15 protein-coding genes and 1 rRNA gene are annotated in these 19,697 nt (G+C 54.9%); 7 read left to right on the forward strand and 9 right to left on the reverse strand.

The genetic code is table 11. From position 1 onward, the window contains the following. Positions 1-40 precede the first annotated feature (40 nt). Positions 41-1,580: ribosomal RNA gene (locus tag ACMGG3_RS18215) — 16S ribosomal RNA — on the reverse strand. 453 nt (positions 1,581-2,033) lie between these two features. Between ACMGG3_RS18215 and ACMGG3_RS18220 the strand changes: the two genes are divergently transcribed. Continuing rightward, complete coding sequence (locus ACMGG3_RS18220; protein WP_020882776.1) at positions 2,034-2,741, forward strand: FadR/GntR family transcriptional regulator; 708 nt, start codon at positions 2,034-2,036, stop codon at positions 2,739-2,741. Further along, complete coding sequence (gene mdtD / locus ACMGG3_RS18225; protein WP_049021939.1) at positions 2,738-4,171, forward strand: multidrug transporter subunit MdtD; 1,434 nt, start codon at positions 2,738-2,740, stop codon at positions 4,169-4,171. Before ACMGG3_RS18220 ends, mdtD begins: the two co-directional genes overlap by 4 nt. On the opposite strand, the gene rbsR is transcribed toward mdtD, so the two are convergent. The 7 genes from rbsR to kup all read right to left on the reverse strand — a co-directional run bounded on the left by rbsR (position 4,137) and on the right by kup (position 12,074). Beyond that, positions 4,137-5,129: a ribose operon transcriptional repressor RbsR gene (gene rbsR / locus ACMGG3_RS18230; RefSeq protein ID WP_072255737.1), complete on the reverse strand. Its 993-nt coding sequence runs from the start codon at positions 5,127-5,129 to the stop codon at positions 4,137-4,139. The two genes, mdtD and rbsR, sit on opposite strands and share 35 nt — an antisense overlap. Positions 5,130-5,132: 3 nt before the next feature. Beyond that, on the reverse strand, positions 5,133-6,062 hold the full coding sequence (rbsK, locus tag ACMGG3_RS18235) for a ribokinase (protein WP_279259339.1): 930 nt from the start codon (positions 6,060-6,062) through the stop codon (positions 5,133-5,135). 107 nt (positions 6,063-6,169) lie between these two features. Beyond that, on the reverse strand, positions 6,170-7,060 hold the full coding sequence (gene rbsB / locus ACMGG3_RS18240; protein WP_014172267.1) for a ribose ABC transporter substrate-binding protein RbsB: 891 nt from the start codon (positions 7,058-7,060) through the stop codon (positions 6,170-6,172). 27 nt (positions 7,061-7,087) lie between these two features. Next, positions 7,088-8,053: a ribose ABC transporter permease gene (gene rbsC / locus ACMGG3_RS18245; protein WP_346590148.1), complete on the reverse strand. Its 966-nt coding sequence runs from the start codon at positions 8,051-8,053 to the stop codon at positions 7,088-7,090. 4 nt (positions 8,054-8,057) lie between these two features. After that, positions 8,058-9,563: a ribose ABC transporter ATP-binding protein RbsA gene (gene rbsA, locus ACMGG3_RS18250; protein WP_032679277.1), complete on the reverse strand. Its 1,506-nt coding sequence runs from the start codon at positions 9,561-9,563 to the stop codon at positions 8,058-8,060. A 7-nt stretch (positions 9,564-9,570) separates the two neighbouring features. Beyond that, entirely contained in the window at positions 9,571-9,990 is a 420-nt protein-coding gene (gene rbsD, locus ACMGG3_RS18255; protein ID WP_020882770.1) for a D-ribose pyranase, read from the reverse strand. Between the two features lie 215 nt (positions 9,991-10,205). Beyond that, a complete protein-coding gene (gene kup, locus ACMGG3_RS18260; RefSeq protein ID WP_014172271.1) occupies positions 10,206-12,074 on the reverse strand; it encodes a low affinity potassium transporter Kup in 1,869 nt (622 codons plus the stop codon). Between the two features lie 222 nt (positions 12,075-12,296). On the opposite strand from kup, the gene ravA reads away from it, so the two are divergent. Next, entirely contained in the window at positions 12,297-13,793 is a 1,497-nt protein-coding gene (gene ravA / locus ACMGG3_RS18265) for an ATPase RavA (RefSeq protein WP_025202724.1), read from the forward strand. Beyond that, positions 13,787-15,238, forward strand: a complete 1,452-nt coding sequence (gene viaA, locus ACMGG3_RS18270) for an ATPase RavA stimulator ViaA (protein WP_032680053.1) — start codon at positions 13,787-13,789, stop codon at positions 15,236-15,238. Before ravA ends, viaA begins: the two co-directional genes overlap by 7 nt. On the opposite strand, the gene asnA is transcribed toward viaA, so the two are convergent. Next, a complete protein-coding gene (asnA, locus tag ACMGG3_RS18275; protein WP_068795370.1) occupies positions 15,239-16,231 on the reverse strand; it encodes an aspartate--ammonia ligase in 993 nt (330 codons plus the stop codon). 151 nt (positions 16,232-16,382) lie between these two features. Here asnA and asnC point away from each other — a divergent pair, with 151 nt between their 5' ends. The 3 genes from asnC to mnmG all read left to right on the forward strand — a co-directional run bounded on the left by asnC (position 16,383) and on the right by mnmG (position 19,645). After that, positions 16,383-16,841: a transcriptional regulator AsnC gene (asnC, locus tag ACMGG3_RS18280; protein ID WP_014172275.1), complete on the forward strand. Its 459-nt coding sequence runs from the start codon at positions 16,383-16,385 to the stop codon at positions 16,839-16,841. A 90-nt stretch (positions 16,842-16,931) separates the two neighbouring features. Beyond that, a complete protein-coding gene (gene mioC, locus ACMGG3_RS18285) occupies positions 16,932-17,381 on the forward strand; it encodes an FMN-binding protein MioC (RefSeq protein ID WP_020882767.1) in 450 nt (149 codons plus the stop codon). Between the two features lie 374 nt (positions 17,382-17,755). Continuing rightward, a complete protein-coding gene (mnmG, locus tag ACMGG3_RS18290) occupies positions 17,756-19,645 on the forward strand; it encodes a tRNA uridine-5-carboxymethylaminomethyl(34) synthesis enzyme MnmG (RefSeq protein WP_113656893.1) in 1,890 nt (629 codons plus the stop codon). Positions 19,646-19,697 lie beyond the last annotated feature (52 nt).

Here is a 19,697-nt window from a genome sequence, read left to right on the forward strand (position 1 = left end):
GACAATCTGTGTGGACACTACAAAGGCAGGTTCTTTAAGGTAAGGAGGTGATCCAACCGCAGGTTCCCCTACGGTTACCTTGTTACGACTTCACCCCAGTCATGAATCACAAAGTGGTAAGCGCCCTCCCGAAGGTTAAGCTACCTACTTCTTTTGCAACCCACTCCCATGGTGTGACGGGCGGTGTGTACAAGGCCCGGGAACGTATTCACCGTAGCATTCTGATCTACGATTACTAGCGATTCCGACTTCATGGAGTCGAGTTGCAGACTCCAATCCGGACTACGACGCACTTTATGAGGTCCGCTTGCTCTCGCGAGTTCGCTTCTCTTTGTATGCGCCATTGTAGCACGTGTGTAGCCCTACTCGTAAGGGCCATGATGACTTGACGTCATCCCCACCTTCCTCCAGTTTATCACTGGCAGTCTCCTTTGAGTTCCCGGCCGGACCGCTGGCAACAAAGGATAAGGGTTGCGCTCGTTGCGGGACTTAACCCAACATTTCACAACACGAGCTGACGACAGCCATGCAGCACCTGTCTCAGAGTTCCCGAAGGCACCAAAGCATCTCTGCTAAGTTCTCTGGATGTCAAGAGTAGGTAAGGTTCTTCGCGTTGCATCGAATTAAACCACATGCTCCACCGCTTGTGCGGGCCCCCGTCAATTCATTTGAGTTTTAACCTTGCGGCCGTACTCCCCAGGCGGTCGACTTAACGCGTTAGCTCCGGAAGCCACGCCTCAAGGGCACAACCTCCAAGTCGACATCGTTTACGGCGTGGACTACCAGGGTATCTAATCCTGTTTGCTCCCCACGCTTTCGCACCTGAGCGTCAGTCTTTGTCCAGGGGGCCGCCTTCGCCACCGGTATTCCTCCAGATCTCTACGCATTTCACCGCTACACCTGGAATTCTACCCCCCTCTACAAGACTCTAGCCTGCCAGTTTCGAATGCAGTTCCCAGGTTGAGCCCGGGGATTTCACATCCGACTTGACAGACCGCCTGCGTGCGCTTTACGCCCAGTAATTCCGATTAACGCTTGCACCCTCCGTATTACCGCGGCTGCTGGCACGGAGTTAGCCGGTGCTTCTTCTGCGGGTAACGTCAATTGCTGTGGTTATTAACCACAACACCTTCCTCCCCGCTGAAAGTACTTTACAACCCGAAGGCCTTCTTCATACACGCGGCATGGCTGCATCAGGCTTGCGCCCATTGTGCAATATTCCCCACTGCTGCCTCCCGTAGGAGTCTGGACCGTGTCTCAGTTCCAGTGTGGCTGGTCATCCTCTCAGACCAGCTAGGGATCGTCGCCTAGGTGAGCCGTTACCCCACCTACTAGCTAATCCCATCTGGGCACATCTGATGGCAAGAGGCCCGAAGGTCCCCCTCTTTGGTCTTGCGACGTTATGCGGTATTAGCTACCGTTTCCAGTAGTTATCCCCCTCCATCAGGCAGTTTCCCAGACATTACTCACCCGTCCGCCACTCGTCACCCGAGAGCAAGCTCTCTGTGCTACCGTTCGACTTGCATGTGTTAGGCCTGCCGCCAGCGTTCAATCTGAGCCATGATCAAACTCTTCAATTTAAGTTTGATGCTCGTGAATTAAACTTCGTAATGAATTACGTATGTTCACTCAGAGACTTGGTATTCATTTTTCGTCCGAGGACGTTAAGAATCCATGTCACTTTGAGTGCCCACACAGATTGTCTGATAAATTGTTAAAGAGCAGTGCCGCTTCGTTTTCGCTGCGGCGCGGGGTGTGCATATTACGCTTTCCCGCTTCAGAGTCAAGCATTTATTTTCGCTTATCTCTGCTGACCCGGCGGCGTGTGTGCCGTTGTTCCGTGTCAGTGGAGGCGCATTATAGGGAGTTATTCTGAAGTGACAAGAGGAAATTCAAAAAAAGTTTCTGTCCGTGTTTTTTTTCACCAACAGGGGTGAAATCAAGCTACAAATTGTTCTATTTGATGTATCTGCAACCACAATAACACCCGAGGTGGCATAATTATCAGCATGAATCTTTAAGGAATAAACGCGATGCCATTAAGCGCACAACAACTGGCTGCCCAAAAAAACCTGTCGTATGTGCTGGCAGAAAAACTGGCTCAGCTGATTTTAGCGGGTAAATATGCCCCGGGGAGCATCCTGCCGGGTGAAATGGAGTTGGGTGAGCAGTTTGGGGTGAGCCGTACCGCCGTTCGCGAAGCGGTGAAAACCTTAACGGCAAAAGGCATGGTGCTTCCGCGTCCTCGCATTGGTACGCGTGTGATGCCACAGAGCAACTGGAACTTCCTCGATCAGGAACTGCTCTCATGGTGGATGACGGAAGATAACTTTCATCAGGTCGTCGATCACTTCCTGGTGATGCGCAGCAGTCTTGAACCTCAGGCCTGCCTCCTTGCCGCCACGCTCGGGACGGCAGAACAGAAAGCGCAGCTCAATGCCCTGATGGAAGAGATGGTGTTCCTGAAAAAGCACTTCAACCGCGAACGCTGGATTGAGGTCGATATGGCCTGGCATGAACACATCTATATGATGAGCGCCAATCCGTTCCTGACATCCTTTGCCTCTTTATTCCATTCGGTATACCACACCTACTTTACCTCTATTACACAAGACGAAGTGGTAAAGCTGGATTTGCACCAGGCGATTGTTGATGCCATTCAGGAGAGCGACGGGCAGCGAGCCCAGGATGCATGCCAGGCATTGCTGGCCGCGCCAACCCACCAGCAGGTACATAAATGAGAGAGAAAAAAGCACGCAGCATGGCCGGATTGCCGTGGATTGCAGCCATGGCGTTCTTTATGCAGGCTCTGGATGCCACCATCCTCAACACAGCGCTACCCGCGATTGCACAAAGCCTTAACCGATCCCCGCTGGCGATGCAGTCCGCCATCATCAGTTATACCCTGACTGTCGCGATGCTCATTCCGGTGAGCGGCTGGCTGGCTGACCGCTTCGGCACCCGCAAAATATTCATGCTGGCCGTGACGCTCTTTACGCTCGGCTCTTTGGCCTGTGCGCTGTCAACGTCTCTTACAGAGCTGGTCATCTTCCGTGTTCTTCAGGGCGTTGGCGGGGCAATGATGATGCCCGTGGCGCGTCTGGCGTTACTGCGCGCCTATCCGCGCAGTGAACTGCTTCCTGTGCTCAACTTCGTCACGATGCCCGGCCTGGTCGGCCCCATACTGGGTCCGGTTCTCGGCGGGGTATTCGTCACCTGGGCAAGCTGGCACTGGATCTTCCTGATTAATATTCCCATTGGCGTCGCGGGGCTGCTTTATGCCCGCAAATATATGCCGAACTTCACCACCCCAAGACGCCGTTTCGATATGCGTGGTTTTTTCCTGTTTGGCCTGAGCCTGGTGCTCTTCTCCAGCGGGATGGAACTGTTTGGTGAGAAAATCGTCGCGACATGGATTGCACTCTCCGTCATCCTCGGCGGTATTTTGCTGTTCCTTCTTTATATACGTCATGCACGCCATCACCCGACGCCGTTAATTTCTCTGTCGCTGTTTAACACCCGAACGTTTTCCGTGGGGATTGCGGGCAACATTGCCTCACGCCTGGGGACGGGCTGCGTGCCATTCCTGATGCCACTGATGCTGCAGGTGGGTTTCGGCTACCCGGCTCTGATTGCCGGTTGCATGATGGCACCCACGGCGATGGGCTCTATTCTGGCCAAATCAACCGTCACGCAGGTGTTGCGCTGGTTTGGCTATCGTAAAACGCTGGTAGGTGTAACGGTCTTTATCGGGCTGATGATCGCGCAGTTCTCCCTGCAATCCGCCTCTTTACCGGTCTGGATGCTGATCCTGCCCCTGTTTGTGCTGGGAATGGCAATGTCGACACAGTTCACGTCGATGAACACCATCACCCTCGCCGACCTGACCGACGATAACGCCAGTAGCGGCAACAGCGTGCTGGCAGTGACTCAGCAGTTGTCGATCAGTCTGGGGGTGGCCGTCAGTGCGGCGGTACTGCGGTTTTATGAAGGTTTTGACAGCGCGAACACCGTCGAACAGTTTCACTATACCTTTATTACCATGGGCGCACTCACCGTCGTGTCGGCGCTGGTCTTTATGCTGTTAAAACCCAAAGATGGCCGCAACCTGATCAAAGAGCGCCACAAAGCAAAAGCTAAACCGAACCCCGTTCCATCAGAACAGGAGTAAGCTGCAGACGTTGCTGCTGCAGGCCGGGCTCGGCCATCCGGTGGATAAGCACATCGATGGCCAGCTCGCCCAGTTCATCTTTTGGCTGATGAATCGTAGTAAGCGGCGGCGTCATGTAGCGGGCCAGTTCAATGTCATCATAACCAATCACCGCCATATCGTGTGGAACACGCAGTCCCGCCTGATATAACGCCTGATACGCGCCAAACGCCATCGCATCGTTGCCGATAAACACAGCCTGCGGACGCTGCGCTTGCGACAGCAGTTTCTGCATAGCTTCAAAGCCGCCGTTAAATTCGAAATCACCGGTAATACGGTAGCCATCCGGAACAGTAAGCCCCGCCCGCGCCATCGCAGAAAGATACCCCTCAAGACGCAAACGTGCCGGGGTTTTATCCAGGGGGCCGGTAATGCAGGCGATGCGGGTATAGCCTTTATCGATCAGATACTGGGTGGCCATGTCACCTCCCAGCAGCGAGTTATCCTGAATGAGATCGCTGGTACCGTCGAACGGCGCCCAGTCCATCATCACCGTGGGAATAGAAGGGTAGCGCTGAATAATCTCTTTCGAGGGCTGATGTGTTTCGGTACACAGCAGCAGTAACCCGTCGACGCGTTTTTGCATCAGCGTCTCCAGATTGCGGTTCATTCGCTGCTCATCCCCTTCGGTATTGCACAGCACCAGGCTGTAACCACGCTCGAAGCAGCTGCGTTCGACACCGCGCACAAGTTCAGAATAAAAGGGGTTGGTACTGGCGGTGATCAGCATGCCGATGGTGCGCGTCTGGTTGAGCTTGAGGCTGCGCGCCAGCGCGGACGGCGCATAGTTGAGATCTTTAACCGCGGCTTCGACTTTTTCCCGAATCGCCTCGCTAACGAAGCGATCGTTATTAATGACGTGGGAGACTGTCGACGTAGAAACGCCCGCCTGGCGGGCGACATCTTTCATTGTGGCCAAGCGTTACCCCTGCTGACTTAAGAATTCATCAATCTCTTTACGCCACGGAACGGAAGGCTGGGCACCTTTGCGCGTTACGGCAATCGCCGCGGCGGCATGGGCAAAGCGAATAGCATCATCCATTCTCTTGCCTTCCAGCAGCGCAGTCACCAATGCACCGTTAAAGGTATCTCCCGCCGCGATGGTATCAATCGCCTTAACCTTAAAGCCCGGCACGCGACGGCCTTCCCCGTTTACGCTGGCCCACACTCCACGACTACCAAGGGTAATGATAACGGTGCCGATGCCTTTATCGTGCAGCACTCTCGCCGCCCGCGCGGCGTCGTCATCATTTTCAACGCGAACGCCTGTCAGTTTCTCCGCTTCAGTTTCGTTCGGGGTAATGATATCCACCAGCGCCAGCAGCTCGTCTGATAATACCCGCGCAGGCGCAGGATTGAGTACGACAGTGGTATGATTTTGATGCGCTATCGCTGCGGCCGCCAGGACGCTTTCAACGGGTGATTCCAGCTGCATCAGAAGCGCTTCGGCATTCGCGATGATCTCGCGCTGTGCGTCCACCCGCTCAGTGGTCAGCGCGGCGTTAGCCCCCGCATGAATACCGATGACATTCTCACCTTCCGCGTTGACGAAAATCAGCGCCACGCCGGTTGATTCCCCTTCGACAACGCTGACAGGCGCAATATCAATGTTATCGCTGGCCAGCTGTTTGCGTACGCGCTCACCGGTATCGTCATCACCCGTGCAGGCAATAAAGGCGATCTTCGCCCCACTGCGTCCTGCGGCGACGGCCTGGTTGGCGCCCTTACCGCCGAATGCCACCTGATACTGATTACCGGTGACGGTTTCGCCCGGTGTCGGGAACGATTCAAGGTTAAGAATGTGATCGGCATTGATACTGCCAAGGACGACAAGATTGCCTGCGGTTTTCATGGTTGAGGTGTCCATCTGAGAGCGCCACCGGTGTGACCCGGTGGCGTATGCCACACTTTTCTTTATAGGGTGTCCCTCAGGCAGCCAGCGACTGCCTGATTCGCCTTTTACTGCTTGATGACCAGTTTCAGGTCAACAGGATATTTGGCCTGAACTTTTTCGCCCTTCAGCACTTTATCAGCAGTCTGCACGCCCGTTGCGCCGATCTGCTCAGGCAGCTGAGCGATGGTCGCCGCCAGTTTGCCATCTTTTACTGCTTTTTCACCATCCGGTGTGCCGTCAAATCCGACAACCATCACATCAGATTTACCTGCGGTCTGCAGAGCACGCAGCGCGCCCAGCGCCATTTCGTCGTTCTGTGCAAACACAGCCTGCACGTCAGGGTGCGCGGTCAGCAGGTTCTGCATCACGTTCAGACCTTTCGTGCGGTCGAAGTCAGCAGGCTGGCTGGCCAGTACGTTAAATTTGTGCGCTGCAACAGCCTGCTGGAAGCCTTCACCACGCTCACGCGCCGCTGACGTACCGGCAATACCCTGCAGTTCGATAACTTTCGCGCCTTCACCCGCTTTCTTCGCGATGTAGTCACCCGCGATTTTGCCACCCAGTACGTTATCAGAAGCGATGTGGCTGACTACGTCGCCTTTCGTCGCCTGACGGTCAAGGGTGATGACCGGGATCTTCGCCTGGTTTGCCATCTTCACGGCGTTACCCACGGCGTCAGAATCCGTTGGGTTGATCAGCAGGATTTTGGTGCCACGTACGGTTAGGTCCTGAACGTTTGCCAGCTCTTTCGCCGGGTTGTTCTGAGAGTCCAGCACCACCAGGTTGTAGCCCAGTTTGTCAGCTTCTTTCTGTGCTCCGTCCTTCAGAGAGACGAAGAACGGGTTGTTCAGCGTGGAGATAACCAGCGCGATGGTGTCTTTCGCCATTGCGTTAGCACTTACGGTTGCGCTCAGCGCGACAGCAGAAACCAGGGTAGCCAGTTTTTTCATGTTCATATCTAAGATGTCCTGTAGTGTCGTCAGTTACTGTTTTTTGTTGTCTACCAGAACCGCCAGCAAAATCACCACTGCTTTAACGATCATCTGGTAATAGGAGGAAACACCCAATAAATTCAAACCATTATTCAGGAAACCAAGGATCAGTGCGCCGATCAATGTCCCAACAATGCGACCTTTACCGCCCGCAAGACTCGTACCGCCCAGAACGACTGCCGCAATGGCATCCAGCTCATACCCCGTCCCCGCCGTTGGCTGCGCAGAAGAGAGGCGCGCCACTTCGATGATGCCTCCCAGAGAGGCCAGCAGACCACACAGCGAATAGACGATGATTTTGACTTTATTGACGCTGATCCCGGACAGACGCGTTGCCGCTTCGTTACCGCCCAGCGCATAGATATAACGACCCAGACGGGTGTGATGCAGCATGTACCACGCCGCGAGGAAAACGATAGCCATGATCCAGACCGGCGTCGGGATACCCAGCGGACGACCAATACCGAACCAGCCAAACAGATCGGCGTTATCCGTAAAGCCGGTATTTACCGGACTGCCGTTGGTGTAAACCATGGTGACACCGCGCAGCAGGAGCATCATGACCAGCGTCGCAATGAATGCCTGAACGCGACCTTTCGCCACAATCACACCGGTCACGGCACCAATTGCCGCCCCAAGTGCCAGCGCAGCTGCAACAGCCACCAGCGCGTTGACCTCAATCCCTACAATTGAAGCCGCAACCGCACCGGTGAGCGCCAGCAGGGAACCGACGGACAGATCGATACCCGATGTCAAAATCACCAGCGTCATCCCTACCGCCATAATGGCGTTAACCGACGTCTGCTGAAGAATATTGAACAGGTTATTAACGGTAAAAAAGTTTGGGCTCATGGTCGAAACAATCGCGATCAACACCAGCAGGGCAATCAGCGATTTTTGTTCCAGCAGCCATGCCTTTGTGAAATAACGGCGACCAGAAACAGCCTGGGTAGTCATCTTCTTACTCCTGATTCACGCGATTAAGCTTGCCCACAGCGGCAGCCATCAGAACTTCCTGGGTGGCCTGCTCGCGAGTGAATTCACCACCGAGATGCCCTTCATGCATGACGATAATGCGATCGCTCATGCCTAATACTTCTGGCATCTCGGAAGAGACCAGAATGATGCTCAGGCCGTCGGCCTTGAACTGGTTAATCAGCTGATAGATCTCTTTCTTGGCCCCAACGTCCACGCCGCGGGTTGGCTCATCAAGGATCAGCACTTTCGGGCGCGTCATCAGACCGCGCGCAATGGCCACTTTTTGCTGATTACCACCGGACAACAGGCCAATCGCCTGCTCCATCGACGGCGTTTTAACGTTGAAGAGACGGATAAAATCGCTGACCGCCTGCTGTTCATCTTTGTGCTTCAGGCTGCCACCGCTGCGGCTGAAATAGCGCAGGGCAGTAAGCGACATGTTCTCTTTTACCGACATCCCCAGCACTAAGCCGTCACGCTTGCGGTCTTCTGAGATATAGACGATGCCGTTTGCCAGGCCATCCTGTGGAGAGCGAGTCACCACCTCATGACCGTCGAGCGTGACATAACCGCTGGTACGCGGCAGTGCGCCATAGAGCACTTTCATCAGCTCGGTACGGCCTGCCCCCATTAACCCCGCCACGCCAAGGATCTCCCCCTGGCGCAGGGTAAAGGTGACATTGTTCACGCCCGGGCCACAGAGGTTGTCCACCTTCAGGCGGATCTCACCCGGTGCTTTGTCCAGATGCGGATACTGGTCTTCGAGCTTACGTCCCACCATCATTTCGATAAGGGTATCTTCGGTCAGCGTGGCGACTTCGCGCTCGGCAATGAATTGCCCGTCGCGGAAGACCGTTACGTCGTCGCAGATCTCGAAAATCTCTTTCATACGGTGAGAGATATAGACAATCCCGCGTCCCTGCGATTTCAGCTCGCGGATAACGCGGAATAAAGATTCGGTTTCGGTGTCGGTCAGCGCGTCCGTCGGTTCATCCATAATGATGACCTTCGACTCAAAGCTCAGCACCTTCGCGATTTCAACCATTTGCTGATCGCCAATGGAGAGGTCGCCCACCAGACGGTCGCTCTTGAAGCGCAGGTTTAGCTTCGCCAGCAGTTTATCCGCTTCGGCATACATCGTTTTCCAGTCGATTTTGCCAAACCGGTTAACGAACTCACGTCCGAGGAAGATGTTTTCCGCAATGCTGAGCTGCGGGATCAGGTTCAGCTCCTGATGGATAATACCGATCCCCGCATCCTGGGAGGATTTCGGGCCGTTGAACGTGGTCTCTTTACCCAGCCACAGCAGCGAGCCGGCATCGCGTTGATAGATACCGGTCAGCACTTTCATCATGGTGGATTTGCCGGCCCCGTTTTCGCCCACCAGCGCCATTACGCGTCCGGGATAAACGTTCAGAGCCGCGCCAGAGAGGGCTTTTACGCCAGGGAACGCTTTATCGATCCCTTTCAGTTGCAGTAATGCGTCCATGATGGCCTCAGAAGGTGACGCCAGCACAGAGAATGATATTCGCATACGGGGAACACTCCCCGCTGCGAATCACCGCCTGACTGTCTGCGGTTTGTTGTTTGAATTGCTCGTGCGTTGTGTAACGAATTTCTATGGTGTTTCCCTGGTGTTGTTGCAGTTGCTCAATGTGGCTGAGCAACGTTTCGTGGAGTTGCGGATTATGGTGTTTAATTTCCGTCGCGAGAATGGCCGCCTCAACCTGCATCTCCGCCGTCACCACGTCCAGTACCTGCATAAACGAGGGCACGCCCTGCGTTAACGCCATATCAATACGGGTTGTGCTGCGTGGAACCGGTAAGCCTGCATCGCAAACCACCAGCGTATCGGTATGCCCAAGACGGGAAATAACCGATGAGATTTCTGCGTTAAGAACGGTGCCTTTCTTCATTTTCTTGCTCCACTAGCGAAACGTTTCGCTGAAATCAGTTTAGTCTTAACGGTGTTCAGAAAACCACCATGACATAACAGATTTGTGATCGGCGTCGAAACGTTTCGCTACGTGAAATGAGAAGGCGATAAATGCAAAAACGGTAACCCTTTGGTTACCGCTTTTTAGGGTTGCACCCTCTCCATCCAGGAGAGGGCATCAGGCCACACGAGGACCTAGATTTCGACCTGCGTTCCCAGCTCAATCACACGGTTAGGCGGGATCTCAAACTGGTCAGGCGCGCGAAGGGCGTTACGCTGCAGGATAAGGTACAACTTGCCGCGCAGACGCAAATACCAGGGGCGCTTGCCGATAATCAGCGACTCGTGGGACATAAAGAACGAGGTCTCCATCATGCGACAGCTCAGACCTTCCAGACCGCAGCGATGGAACACCTCTTCGACGTTTGGTGTCTCACGCCAGCCGTAGCTTGCCACGACGCGCCAGAAGGTCGGCGACAGTTGCTCGATTTGCACGCGGCGGACATTGTGGACGTACGGGGCATCTTCGGTGCGCAGGGTCAGCAGGATCACGCGCTCGTGCAGCACTTTGTTGTGCTTGAGGTTATGCATCAGCGCAAACGGGATAACGTTCAGCGCACGCGACATATACACCGCGGTGCCCGGCACGCGTACCGGCGGCGATTTCTCCAGCGAGGCAATCATAGCCTCCAGGGAGTTACCGTGCTCATGCATACGGCGCAGAAGGCGGAAACGTTCGCTTTTCCACGTGGTCATGACAATGAACATCACCAGACCGAGCGTCAACGGCAGCCAGCCACCGGAGACAATCTTGTCGAGGTTGGCGGAGAAAAGCGGCACGTCAATGCACAGGAAGCCGACCAGAATCATCATCACGAGGAATTTGTTCCAGTGCCAGTTTCGGTACGCTACCGTGGTGGAGAGCAGCGAGGTCAGTACCATCGTACCGGTTACCGCAATACCGTACGCCGCCGCCAGGTTGCTGGAGTGCTCGAAGCTGACGATGACAATCACCACGGCGAAATAGAGCAGCCAGTTGATGAACGGAATGTAAATCTGGCCCGACTCCATCTCGGAGGTATGGATAATGCGCATAGGCGAGAGATACCCCAGACGCACGGCCTGACGCGTCAGAGAGAACACGCCTGAAATTACCGCCTGCGAGGCAATAACGGTCGCCAGCGTCGCCAGAATCAGCATGGGCACCAGCGCCCAGTCCGGAGCCAGCAGGAAGAAGGGGTTCTTAATCGCCTCCGGGTTTTGCAGCAGCAGCGCACCCTGACCGAAATAGTTCAGCACCAGCGACGGCAGGACCACTAAAAACCACGCCACGCGGATAGGCAGTTTCCCGAAGTGCCCCATATCGGCATACAGCGCCTCAACACCGGTGATGGAGAGCACGACGGCACCGAGCGCAACGAAGGAAACCACTTTATATTCAAGGAAGAAATGCACGGCCCAGTATGGGTTCAGCGCATGCAGCACGTCCGGGTTAGCAATAATGCTGCGTAAACCGAGTGCCGCCAGGACCAGGAACCAGGCCAGCATAATCGGAGCGAACAGCTTGCCCACCAGCCCGGTGCCGTGCTTCTGGATGATGAACAGCAGCGTCAGGACAAGGATCGCCAGCGGAACAACCCATGAATCAAGCTGTGGCGCGATAATCTCCAGCCCCTCTATCGCCGAGAGAACCGAAATCGCGGGCGTAATGACGACTTCCCCATAGAAGAAGCTGCCGCCAATCAGGCCGATAATGACCAGCACCGACGTCATTCTGGCGGAGGTATTCCGCCCGGCAAGGGACATCAGAGTCAGGATCCCCCCTTCACCGGCGTTATCTGCACGCATAACGAAGGAGAGGTATTTCACTGAAACCACCAGGATCAGCAGCCAGAAGATGAGGGACAGGAAGCCAAAGACGGCATCGCGCTCAACACCAAAACCAAACTGACCGGACAGACATTCACGAAGCGTATAAAGCGGGCTGGTGCCGATATCACCGTAGACAACCCCGATCGCCGCAAGCGTTATTGCGGGTAATGATTGCTTATTATCAGTGCTCATAGACTAGTCTTTTCGTTTAAATAACAAATGTGTGCTTAGTCCCTTGGCCCACAAAAAGCGCACAGTATGCACGATTCAATGCAAAATCGTACCCCTAAATGCAACCGCATTAATGTAGCGCAAAGAAAATAGCGCCGCACTTCAGTCTATTACCAGCCCTGACTGAAACGTCTATACTCGCTTCAATTGGCCGCCACGACGGCGAAAGGATGCAAAACTATTATGGCTCACTCACATTTAATAGCAGAAAGAATTTCCCGCCTCAGCGGCGCGCTGGAAAAAGGCCTTTTCGAGCGTAGCCACGCCATTCGCCTCTGTTTACTGGCGGCGTTGAGCGGTGAAAGCGTCTTTCTGCTTGGTCCTCCGGGCATAGCCAAAAGCCTGATTGCCCGCCGGCTGAAATTTGCCTTTCAGAACGCCCGCGCTTTCGAATACCTGATGACCCGCTTTTCCACCCCAGAAGAAGTTTTCGGCCCGCTTTCCATTCAGGCGCTGAAAGATGAAGGGCGCTATCAGCGCCTGACTGAGGGGTATCTTCCGGAAGCGGAAATTGTTTTTCTTGATGAGATCTGGAAAGCGGGGCCGGCTATTCTGAACACCCTGCTCACGGCGATAAACGAACGCCGATTCCGCAACGGTGCCAGCGAAGAGAAAATCCCGATGCGCCTGCTGGTGGCGGCCTCTAACGAACTCCCGGAAGCCGACAGCAGCCTAGAAGCGCTGTATGACCGCATGCTGATCCGCCTGTGGCTCGACAAAGTGCAGGATAAATCCAACTTCCGCTCGATGCTGGTCAGCCAGCAGGATGAGAATGAAAACCCGGTCCCCGCTTCGCTGCAGGTCACGGATGAGGAGTATTACCAGTGGCAGGAGGATATCGGCAAAATCACACTGCCGGATTCGGTGTTTGAGCTGATCTATCTGCTGCGCCAGCAGCTCGATTTACTGCCTTCTGCGCCGTATGTCTCCGACCGTCGCTGGAAAAAAGCGATCCGCCTGCTGCAGGCCAGCGCCCTGTTCAGCGGCCGCGATGCCGTTGCGCCAATCGATCTGATCCTTTTAAAAGATTGTCTCTGGCACGACGCGGAAGGCATGAACCTGATGCAGCAGCAGCTTGACGTATTGATGACCGGACACGCCTGGGGCCAGCAGTCGATGCTCAACCAGCTCGGGGCGATTGCCCAACGGCGAATTCAGCTGCAGCAACAACAAAGCGACAAAACAGCGCTGAAAGTAAACCGCCTTGGCGGTATGTTCGCCCGCAAAGCGCATTATGAGTTGCCGTCCGAACTGACCAGTACAACGCTGACGCTCCTGCTTCAGCAGCCCCTTAAGCTGCATGACATGCAGGTGGTCCATATTACCGTGGAGCGAGAGCCGCTGGCTCAGTGGCTTGATAAGGGCGGGGAGATCCGCGGCAAACTCAACGGCATCGGTTTTGCCCAGCCGCTGACGCTGGAAGTGGACAGCAGCCAGCATCTGGTGATCCGCGACGTCAGCCTGCAGGGATCGCGTCTTGCGCTTCCGGGAACCGCCTCTGACAGCGTGCCGGAAGAGATTAAACGCCAGCTTGAAGCGCTGGATACGGAATGGCACCAGCAACATACGCGCTTCAGCGAGCAGCAAAAATGCCTCTTTATTCATAGCGACTGGTTAGGTCGCATCGAAGCCAGCCTGCAGGATGTCAGCGCGCAGATCAAACAGGCTCGTCAATGCTAACGCTGGATACGCTTAACGTCATGCTGGCCGTCAGCGAAGAGGGGTTGATCGAAGAGGTGGTCATCACCCTTCTGGCCTCCCCGCAGCTGGCGGCTTTTTTTGAAAAATTCCCGCGGCTCAAAAAGGCGATGACCGACGATCTCCCGCGCTGGCGTGAAAACCTGCGTCAGCGGTTCAAAGAGACCGAAGTCCCCCCTGAATTAACTGACGAGGTGGCCTGCTATCAGCAGTGCCAGCGGCTCTCTACGTCACAGTTTATCGCCCAGCTCCCGCAAACCCTGACGTTACTCGACACGGTACACTCTCCGTTTGCCAGCCAGGCGCGAGCGCTGGTCACGGATAACGCCACGTTTACCCCCGCGCTACACACCCTCTTTTTACAACGCTGGCGCCTCAGCCTGGTGGTGCAGGCCACAACGTTGAACCAGCAGTTGCTGGATGAGGAGCGTGAACAGCTGCTTAGCGAAGTGCAGGAACGCATGACCTTAAGCGGTCAGCTGGAGCAGGTGCTGGTGGAAAATGATAACGCCGCCGGGCGTCTTTGGGATATGAGCGCCGGTCAGCTGCGGCGCGGAGATTACCAGCTCATCGTCAAGTACGGCGATTTTCTGGCACAGCAGCCAGAGCTGATGAAGCTTGCCGAACAGCTGGGTCGCTCACGGGAGGCCAAATCGGTCCCAAAGAAAGATGCCCCAATGGAGACCTTCCGCACCCTGGTCCGTGAACCGGCCACCGTGCCTGAGCAGGTGGATGGGCTCCAGCAAAGCGACGATATTTTGCGCCTGCTGCCCACGGAGTTGAGTACGCTGGGGATGACCGAGCTTGAGTACGAGTTTTATCGCCGGCTGGTGGAAAAACAGCTTCTGACCTACCGGTTGCATGGCGAAGCCTGGCGTGAAAAGCTCAGCCAGCGCCCGGTCATCCATCAGGATTTTGACGAACAGCCGCGCGGGCCTTTTATTGTGTGCGTGGATACGTCCGGCTCGATGGGAGGGTTTAACGAACAGTGCGCGAAAGCGTTCTGCCTGGCTCTGATGCGCGTGGCGCTCGCCGATCGACGTCGCTGCTTCATCATGCTCTTTTCCAGCGAAGTTGTGGGGTATGAACTGACCCATCAGCAGGGTATTGAGCAGGCGATCCGCTTTTTAAGCCAGCGCTTTCGTGGCGGTACCGATCTGGCCAGCTGTTTTCGAAGCATCGTTGAGCGGATGCAGGGCGGAGACTGGTATGACGCCGACGCCGTGGTCATCTCCGATTTTATTGCCCAGCGGCTACCGGATGACGTGGTGAATAAAGTGAAGGAGCTACAGCGAGTGCACCAGCACCGTTTCCATGCTGTGGCGATGTCTGCCCATGGAAAGCCCGGCATCATGCGCATCTTCGATCATATCTGGCGCTTTGATACCGGGTTACGTAGCCGCCTGCTAAGACGCTGGCAGCGCTAATTACAGAAGAGATTCAACGCGATCGCGTACCTGTTGTGGCCAGACACCGCACTGCACCTGACCAATATGAGGCAGCTGCAACAGCAGCATGGTCAGACGGGACTGGCCAATACCACCGCCAATGGTCTGCGGCATCTCTCCGCGCAGCAGCGCCTGGTGCCACTCCAGCGTGAGGCGATCTTCATCCCCGGTCAGTGCCAGCTGACGCTTCAGGGCGTCAGCATCCACGCGGATCCCCATTGAAGAGAGCTCGAACGCATCTTCCAGCACCGGGTTCCAGACCAGAATATCGCCGTTCAGACCGGCGAGTTCGCCCTCACCCGTCGTGCTCCAGTCATCATAATCCGGCGCACGCACATCATGGCGTTTACCGTCAGACAATTTGCCGCCAATCCCGATCAGGAACACAGCACCCAATTCTTTGGCGATCGCACGCTCACGGCCTTTGGCATCCAGATCGGGATAACGGCTCAGCAGTTCCTGGCTGTGGACAAAGTGGATCGATTCCGGCAGGAACGGTGCCAGACCAAACTCTTTGCTCACTGCCGCTTCGGTCGCTTTGATCCCGGCGTAGATCGCCTCAACGGTGGATTTCAGCGTACCGACGTGACGCTCGCCATCGCCCATGACGCGCTCCCAGTCCCATTGATCGACGTAGACAGAGTGCATTGGCGTAAGACGGTCTTCATCGGGGCGAAGGGCTTTCATGTGCGTGTAAAGCCCTTCGCCCGCGCTGAAGTCGTGTTGTCCCAGGGTTTGACGTTTCCACTTCGCAAGGGAATGCACCACTTCGAACTGGGCGTCTGGCAGTGTTTTCACTTTCACCTGTACCGCTTTTTCGCATCCAGAAAGGTTGTCCTGCGTCCCGTCACCCACGCGGCTGAGAATGGGCGCCTGGACTTCGATCAGACCAAGCTTGTCTTCCAGCTGACGTGAAAAATGGGATTTAACGAAGCTGATCTGGCGTTGTTTTGCGATGTAAGCGGTTTTCATTATTTATACTCCTGCGTCCTGTTGATAGAGATTAAGCAACAGAAATGGCCTGTTATTCAATAACCCATCAACAAAAAGCCACCTTCACTTTTGATTCATTAAAATAAGGCGCTAGAATAGAGAGATTCATTAATGTTCATAAGAAAAAGCTATGGAAAATTATCAGATCGATAATCTGGACCGCGGCATCCTGGAGGCCTTAATGGCCAATGCACGTACTGCCTACGCGGAACTGGCGAAACAGTTTGGCGTCAGTCCGGGCACAATCCACGTCCGCGTGGAAAAGATGAAACAGGCGGGGATCATTACCGGTGCTCGTATCGACGTCAGCCCTAAGCAGCTGGGTTATGACGTCTGCTGCTTTATTGGCATTATTCTCAAAAGCGCCAAAGATTATCCGTCAGCCCTGGCGAAGCTCAACGCGCTTGAAGAAGTCACGGAGGCGTACTACACCACCGGGCACTACAGTATCTTTATAAAGGTGATGTGCCGCTCCATTGATGCCCTCCAGCAGGTACTTATCAACAAGATCCAAACAATTGATGAAATTCAGTCCACTGAAACATTGATCTCCCTGCAGAACCCGATCATGCGTACCATCCGCCCCTGATCGGGCAAATTCATTCCCACATTTTCCACAGGTAGATCCCAGCTCGTTCACAGCGTACAATGAGCCCCTCTTTATTTGAGCGAGCGATCAATGGCGGACATTACCCTTATCAGTGGCAGCACCCTGGGCGGCGCGGAATACGTTGCGGAACATCTGGCTGAGAAGCTGGAAGACGCGGGCTTTTCCACCGAAACACTGCACGGCCCGTTGCTTGACGATCTCCCGACTGATGGGGTCTGGCTACTGATCACCTCGACGCACGGCGCAGGCGATCTGCCGGATAATCTGCAACCTTTATATGACGAACTGCTGGAACAGCAGCCTGACCTGTCAAACGTCCGTTTTGGCGCGGTGGGTATCGGCAGTCGTGAATATGACACCTTTTGCGGTGCAATAGAGAAAGTCGAAGCCGCTGTGACTGCCTGTGGGGCAAAACAGCTGGGTGAAACACTGAAGATCAACATCCTCGATCATGACATTCCGGAAGATCCAGCGGAGATCTGGCTGGGTGAATGGAAAAATTTACTCAAAAACGATTAAAGATCGCGCGAACAGATGTGGATAACTCTGGTTAAAAGCTCGTATTAAGCGGTAGTTATCCAAGTTATAACTCTGAGGCTGTTTTGGCCCTGTGTATAAAGTCGCGATCTGATCCCAGCTTATACTGGCCAGGATCACCGATCATTCACAGCAAACGATCCTTTCTAACTGCATGATCTTCATCGTGAGATCGGGCTTATCCACAGAGGTACTCGATCCTAATAAGAGATCACAATAGAACAGATCTCTAAATAAAAAGATCTTCTTTTTAATAGCCCAGGATCCCAATGCTTTCTCGAAAGACTAAAGTTGAGTAGAATCCACGGCCCGGGCTTCAATCCATTTTCATACCGCTTTACGCGAGGCAGACCACCATGTTTTATCAGGATCCTTTTGACGTCATCATCATTGGCGGGGGTCATGCAGGCACTGAGGCCGCAATGGCCGCAGCGCGAATGGGTCAGCAGACCCTGCTTTTGACACACAATATCGACACGCTGGGACAAATGTCCTGTAATCCGGCGATTGGCGGCATTGGGAAAGGACACCTGGTAAAAGAAGTGGATGCACTTGGCGGCCTGATGGCGAAAGCGATCGATCATGCCGGCATTCAGTTTAGGATACTAAACGCGAGCAAAGGTCCCGCTGTGCGTGCCACCCGTGCTCAGGCAGACCGCGTGCTTTACCGTCAGGCGGTACGTACTGCCCTGGAGAATCAGCCAAACCTGATGATCTTCCAGCAGGCGGTAGAAGATCTTATCGTTGAAAACGATCGCGTTGTGGGTGCCGTAACCCAGATGGGCCTCAAGTTCCGCGCGAAAGCCGTCGTACTGACTGTCGGGACCTTCCTGGATGGCAAAATCCATATCGGTCTGGATAACTACAGCGGTGGCCGTGCTGGCGATCCGCCGTCCATTCCGCTGTCTCGTCGTCTGCGTGAACTTCCGCTGCGCGTCAGTCGCCTGAAAACAGGCACGCCACCGCGTATTGATGCGCGCACCATTGATTTCAGCGTGCTGGCACAACAGCACGGTGATAACCCCATGCCGGTGTTCTCGTTCATGGGCAATGCGGCTCAACATCCGCAGCAGGTACCGTGCTACATCACGCATACCAACGAAAAAACCCATGACGTGATCCGCAATAACCTTGACCGCAGCCCAATGTACGCTGGCGTGATCGAAGGGATCGGCCCGCGTTACTGTCCGTCGATCGAAGACAAAGTGATGCGCTTTGCCGATCGTAACCAGCACCAGATCTTCCTGGAGCCGGAAGGACTGACGTCAAATGAAATTTACCCGAACGGCATCTCCACCAGCCTGCCGTTCGATGTGCAGATGCAAATTGTTCGCTCAATGCAGGGTATGGAGAACGCGAAAATCGTTCGTCCTGGCTACGCTATTGAATACGATTTCTTCGATCCGCGTGACCTGAAGCCAACCCTGGAGAGCAAATTCATCCACGGTCTGTTCTTCGCCGGCCAGATTAACGGCACGACCGGTTACGAAGAAGCTGCCGCTCAGGGTCTGCTTGCCGGTCTGAACGCAGCACGCTTCTCTGCGGAGAAAGAGGGCTGGGCACCTGCGCGTTCTCAGGCTTATCTGGGCGTGCTGGTCGACGATCTTTGCACCCTGGGTACCAAAGAACCGTACCGTATGTTTACCTCTCGCGCGGAATATCGCCTGATGCTGCGCGAAGATAACGCCGACCTGCGTCTGACCGAAGTGGGTCGTGAACTGGGTCTGGTGGATGACGAACGCTGGGCGCGCTTCAACGAAAAACTGGAACGTATTGAGCAGGAACGTCAGCGCCTGAAAACCACCTGGGTGAATCCACAGGCGGAAACCGCTGCAGAAGTGAATGCTCACTTAACTGCGCCGCTTTCGCGTGAAGCCAGCGGCGAAGATTTGCTGCGTCGCCCTGAAGTGACCTACGAGAACCTGGTGAAACTGACCGCGTTTGCGCCGGGCCTTGAAGACGCTGAAGCGGCTGAACAGGTTGAGATCCAGGTCAAATACGAAGGTTACATCGCGCGTCAGCAGGATGAGATTGAAAAACAGCAGCGCAACGAAAATACGCTGCTGCCGGAAATGCTGGACTACCGTCAGGTGACGGGGCTTTCCAATGAAGTGATCGCCAAGCTGAACGATCACAAGCCTGTGTCGATCGGTCAGGCGTCCCGTATCTCCGGTGTCACACCTGCCGCGATTTCGATTCTGCTGGTGTGGCTGAAAAAGCAAGGTATGCTGCGCCGTAGCGCATAATATCCAGTGCTTTTGGCGGGTGGCGCTTCGCTACCCGCCCTGCTAATTCGTA

The organism is Enterobacter sp. BNK-18 (assembly GCF_047456135.1).
GTDB classification, from domain to species: Bacteria; Pseudomonadota; Gammaproteobacteria; order Enterobacterales; family Enterobacteriaceae; genus Enterobacter; species Enterobacter ludwigii.

Excerpts from the sequence above, each read along its gene's own strand:
- ACMGG3_RS18220 (WP_020882776.1), top strand. The coding sequence starts at position 2,034 with ATGCCATTAAGCGCACAACAACTGGCTGCCCAAAAAAACCTGTCGTAT.
- mdtD (WP_049021939.1), top strand. The coding sequence starts at position 2,738 with ATGAGAGAGAAAAAAGCACGCAGCATGGCCGGATTGCCGTGGATTGCA.
- rbsK (WP_279259339.1), bottom strand. The coding sequence starts at position 6,062 with ATGAAAACCGCAGGCAATCTTGTCGTCCTTGGCAGTATCAATGCCGAT.
- rbsB (WP_014172267.1), bottom strand. The coding sequence starts at position 7,060 with ATGAACATGAAAAAACTGGCTACCCTGGTTTCTGCTGTCGCGCTGAGC.
- rbsC (WP_346590148.1), bottom strand. The coding sequence starts at position 8,053 with ATGACTACCCAGGCTGTTTCTGGTCGCCGTTATTTCACAAAGGCATGG.
- rbsA (WP_032679277.1), bottom strand. The coding sequence starts at position 9,563 with ATGGACGCATTACTGCAACTGAAAGGGATCGATAAAGCGTTCCCTGGC.
- rbsD (WP_020882770.1), bottom strand. The coding sequence starts at position 9,990 with ATGAAGAAAGGCACCGTTCTTAACGCAGAAATCTCATCGGTTATTTCC.
- kup (WP_014172271.1), bottom strand. The coding sequence starts at position 12,074 with ATGAGCACTGATAATAAGCAATCATTACCCGCAATAACGCTTGCGGCG.
- ravA (WP_025202724.1), top strand. The coding sequence starts at position 12,297 with ATGGCTCACTCACATTTAATAGCAGAAAGAATTTCCCGCCTCAGCGGC.
- viaA (WP_032680053.1), top strand. The coding sequence starts at position 13,787 with ATGCTAACGCTGGATACGCTTAACGTCATGCTGGCCGTCAGCGAAGAG.
- asnA (WP_068795370.1), bottom strand. The coding sequence starts at position 16,231 with ATGAAAACCGCTTACATCGCAAAACAACGCCAGATCAGCTTCGTTAAA.
- asnC (WP_014172275.1), top strand. The coding sequence starts at position 16,383 with ATGGAAAATTATCAGATCGATAATCTGGACCGCGGCATCCTGGAGGCC.
- mioC (WP_020882767.1), top strand. The coding sequence starts at position 16,932 with ATGGCGGACATTACCCTTATCAGTGGCAGCACCCTGGGCGGCGCGGAA.
- mnmG (WP_113656893.1), top strand. The coding sequence starts at position 17,756 with ATGTTTTATCAGGATCCTTTTGACGTCATCATCATTGGCGGGGGTCAT.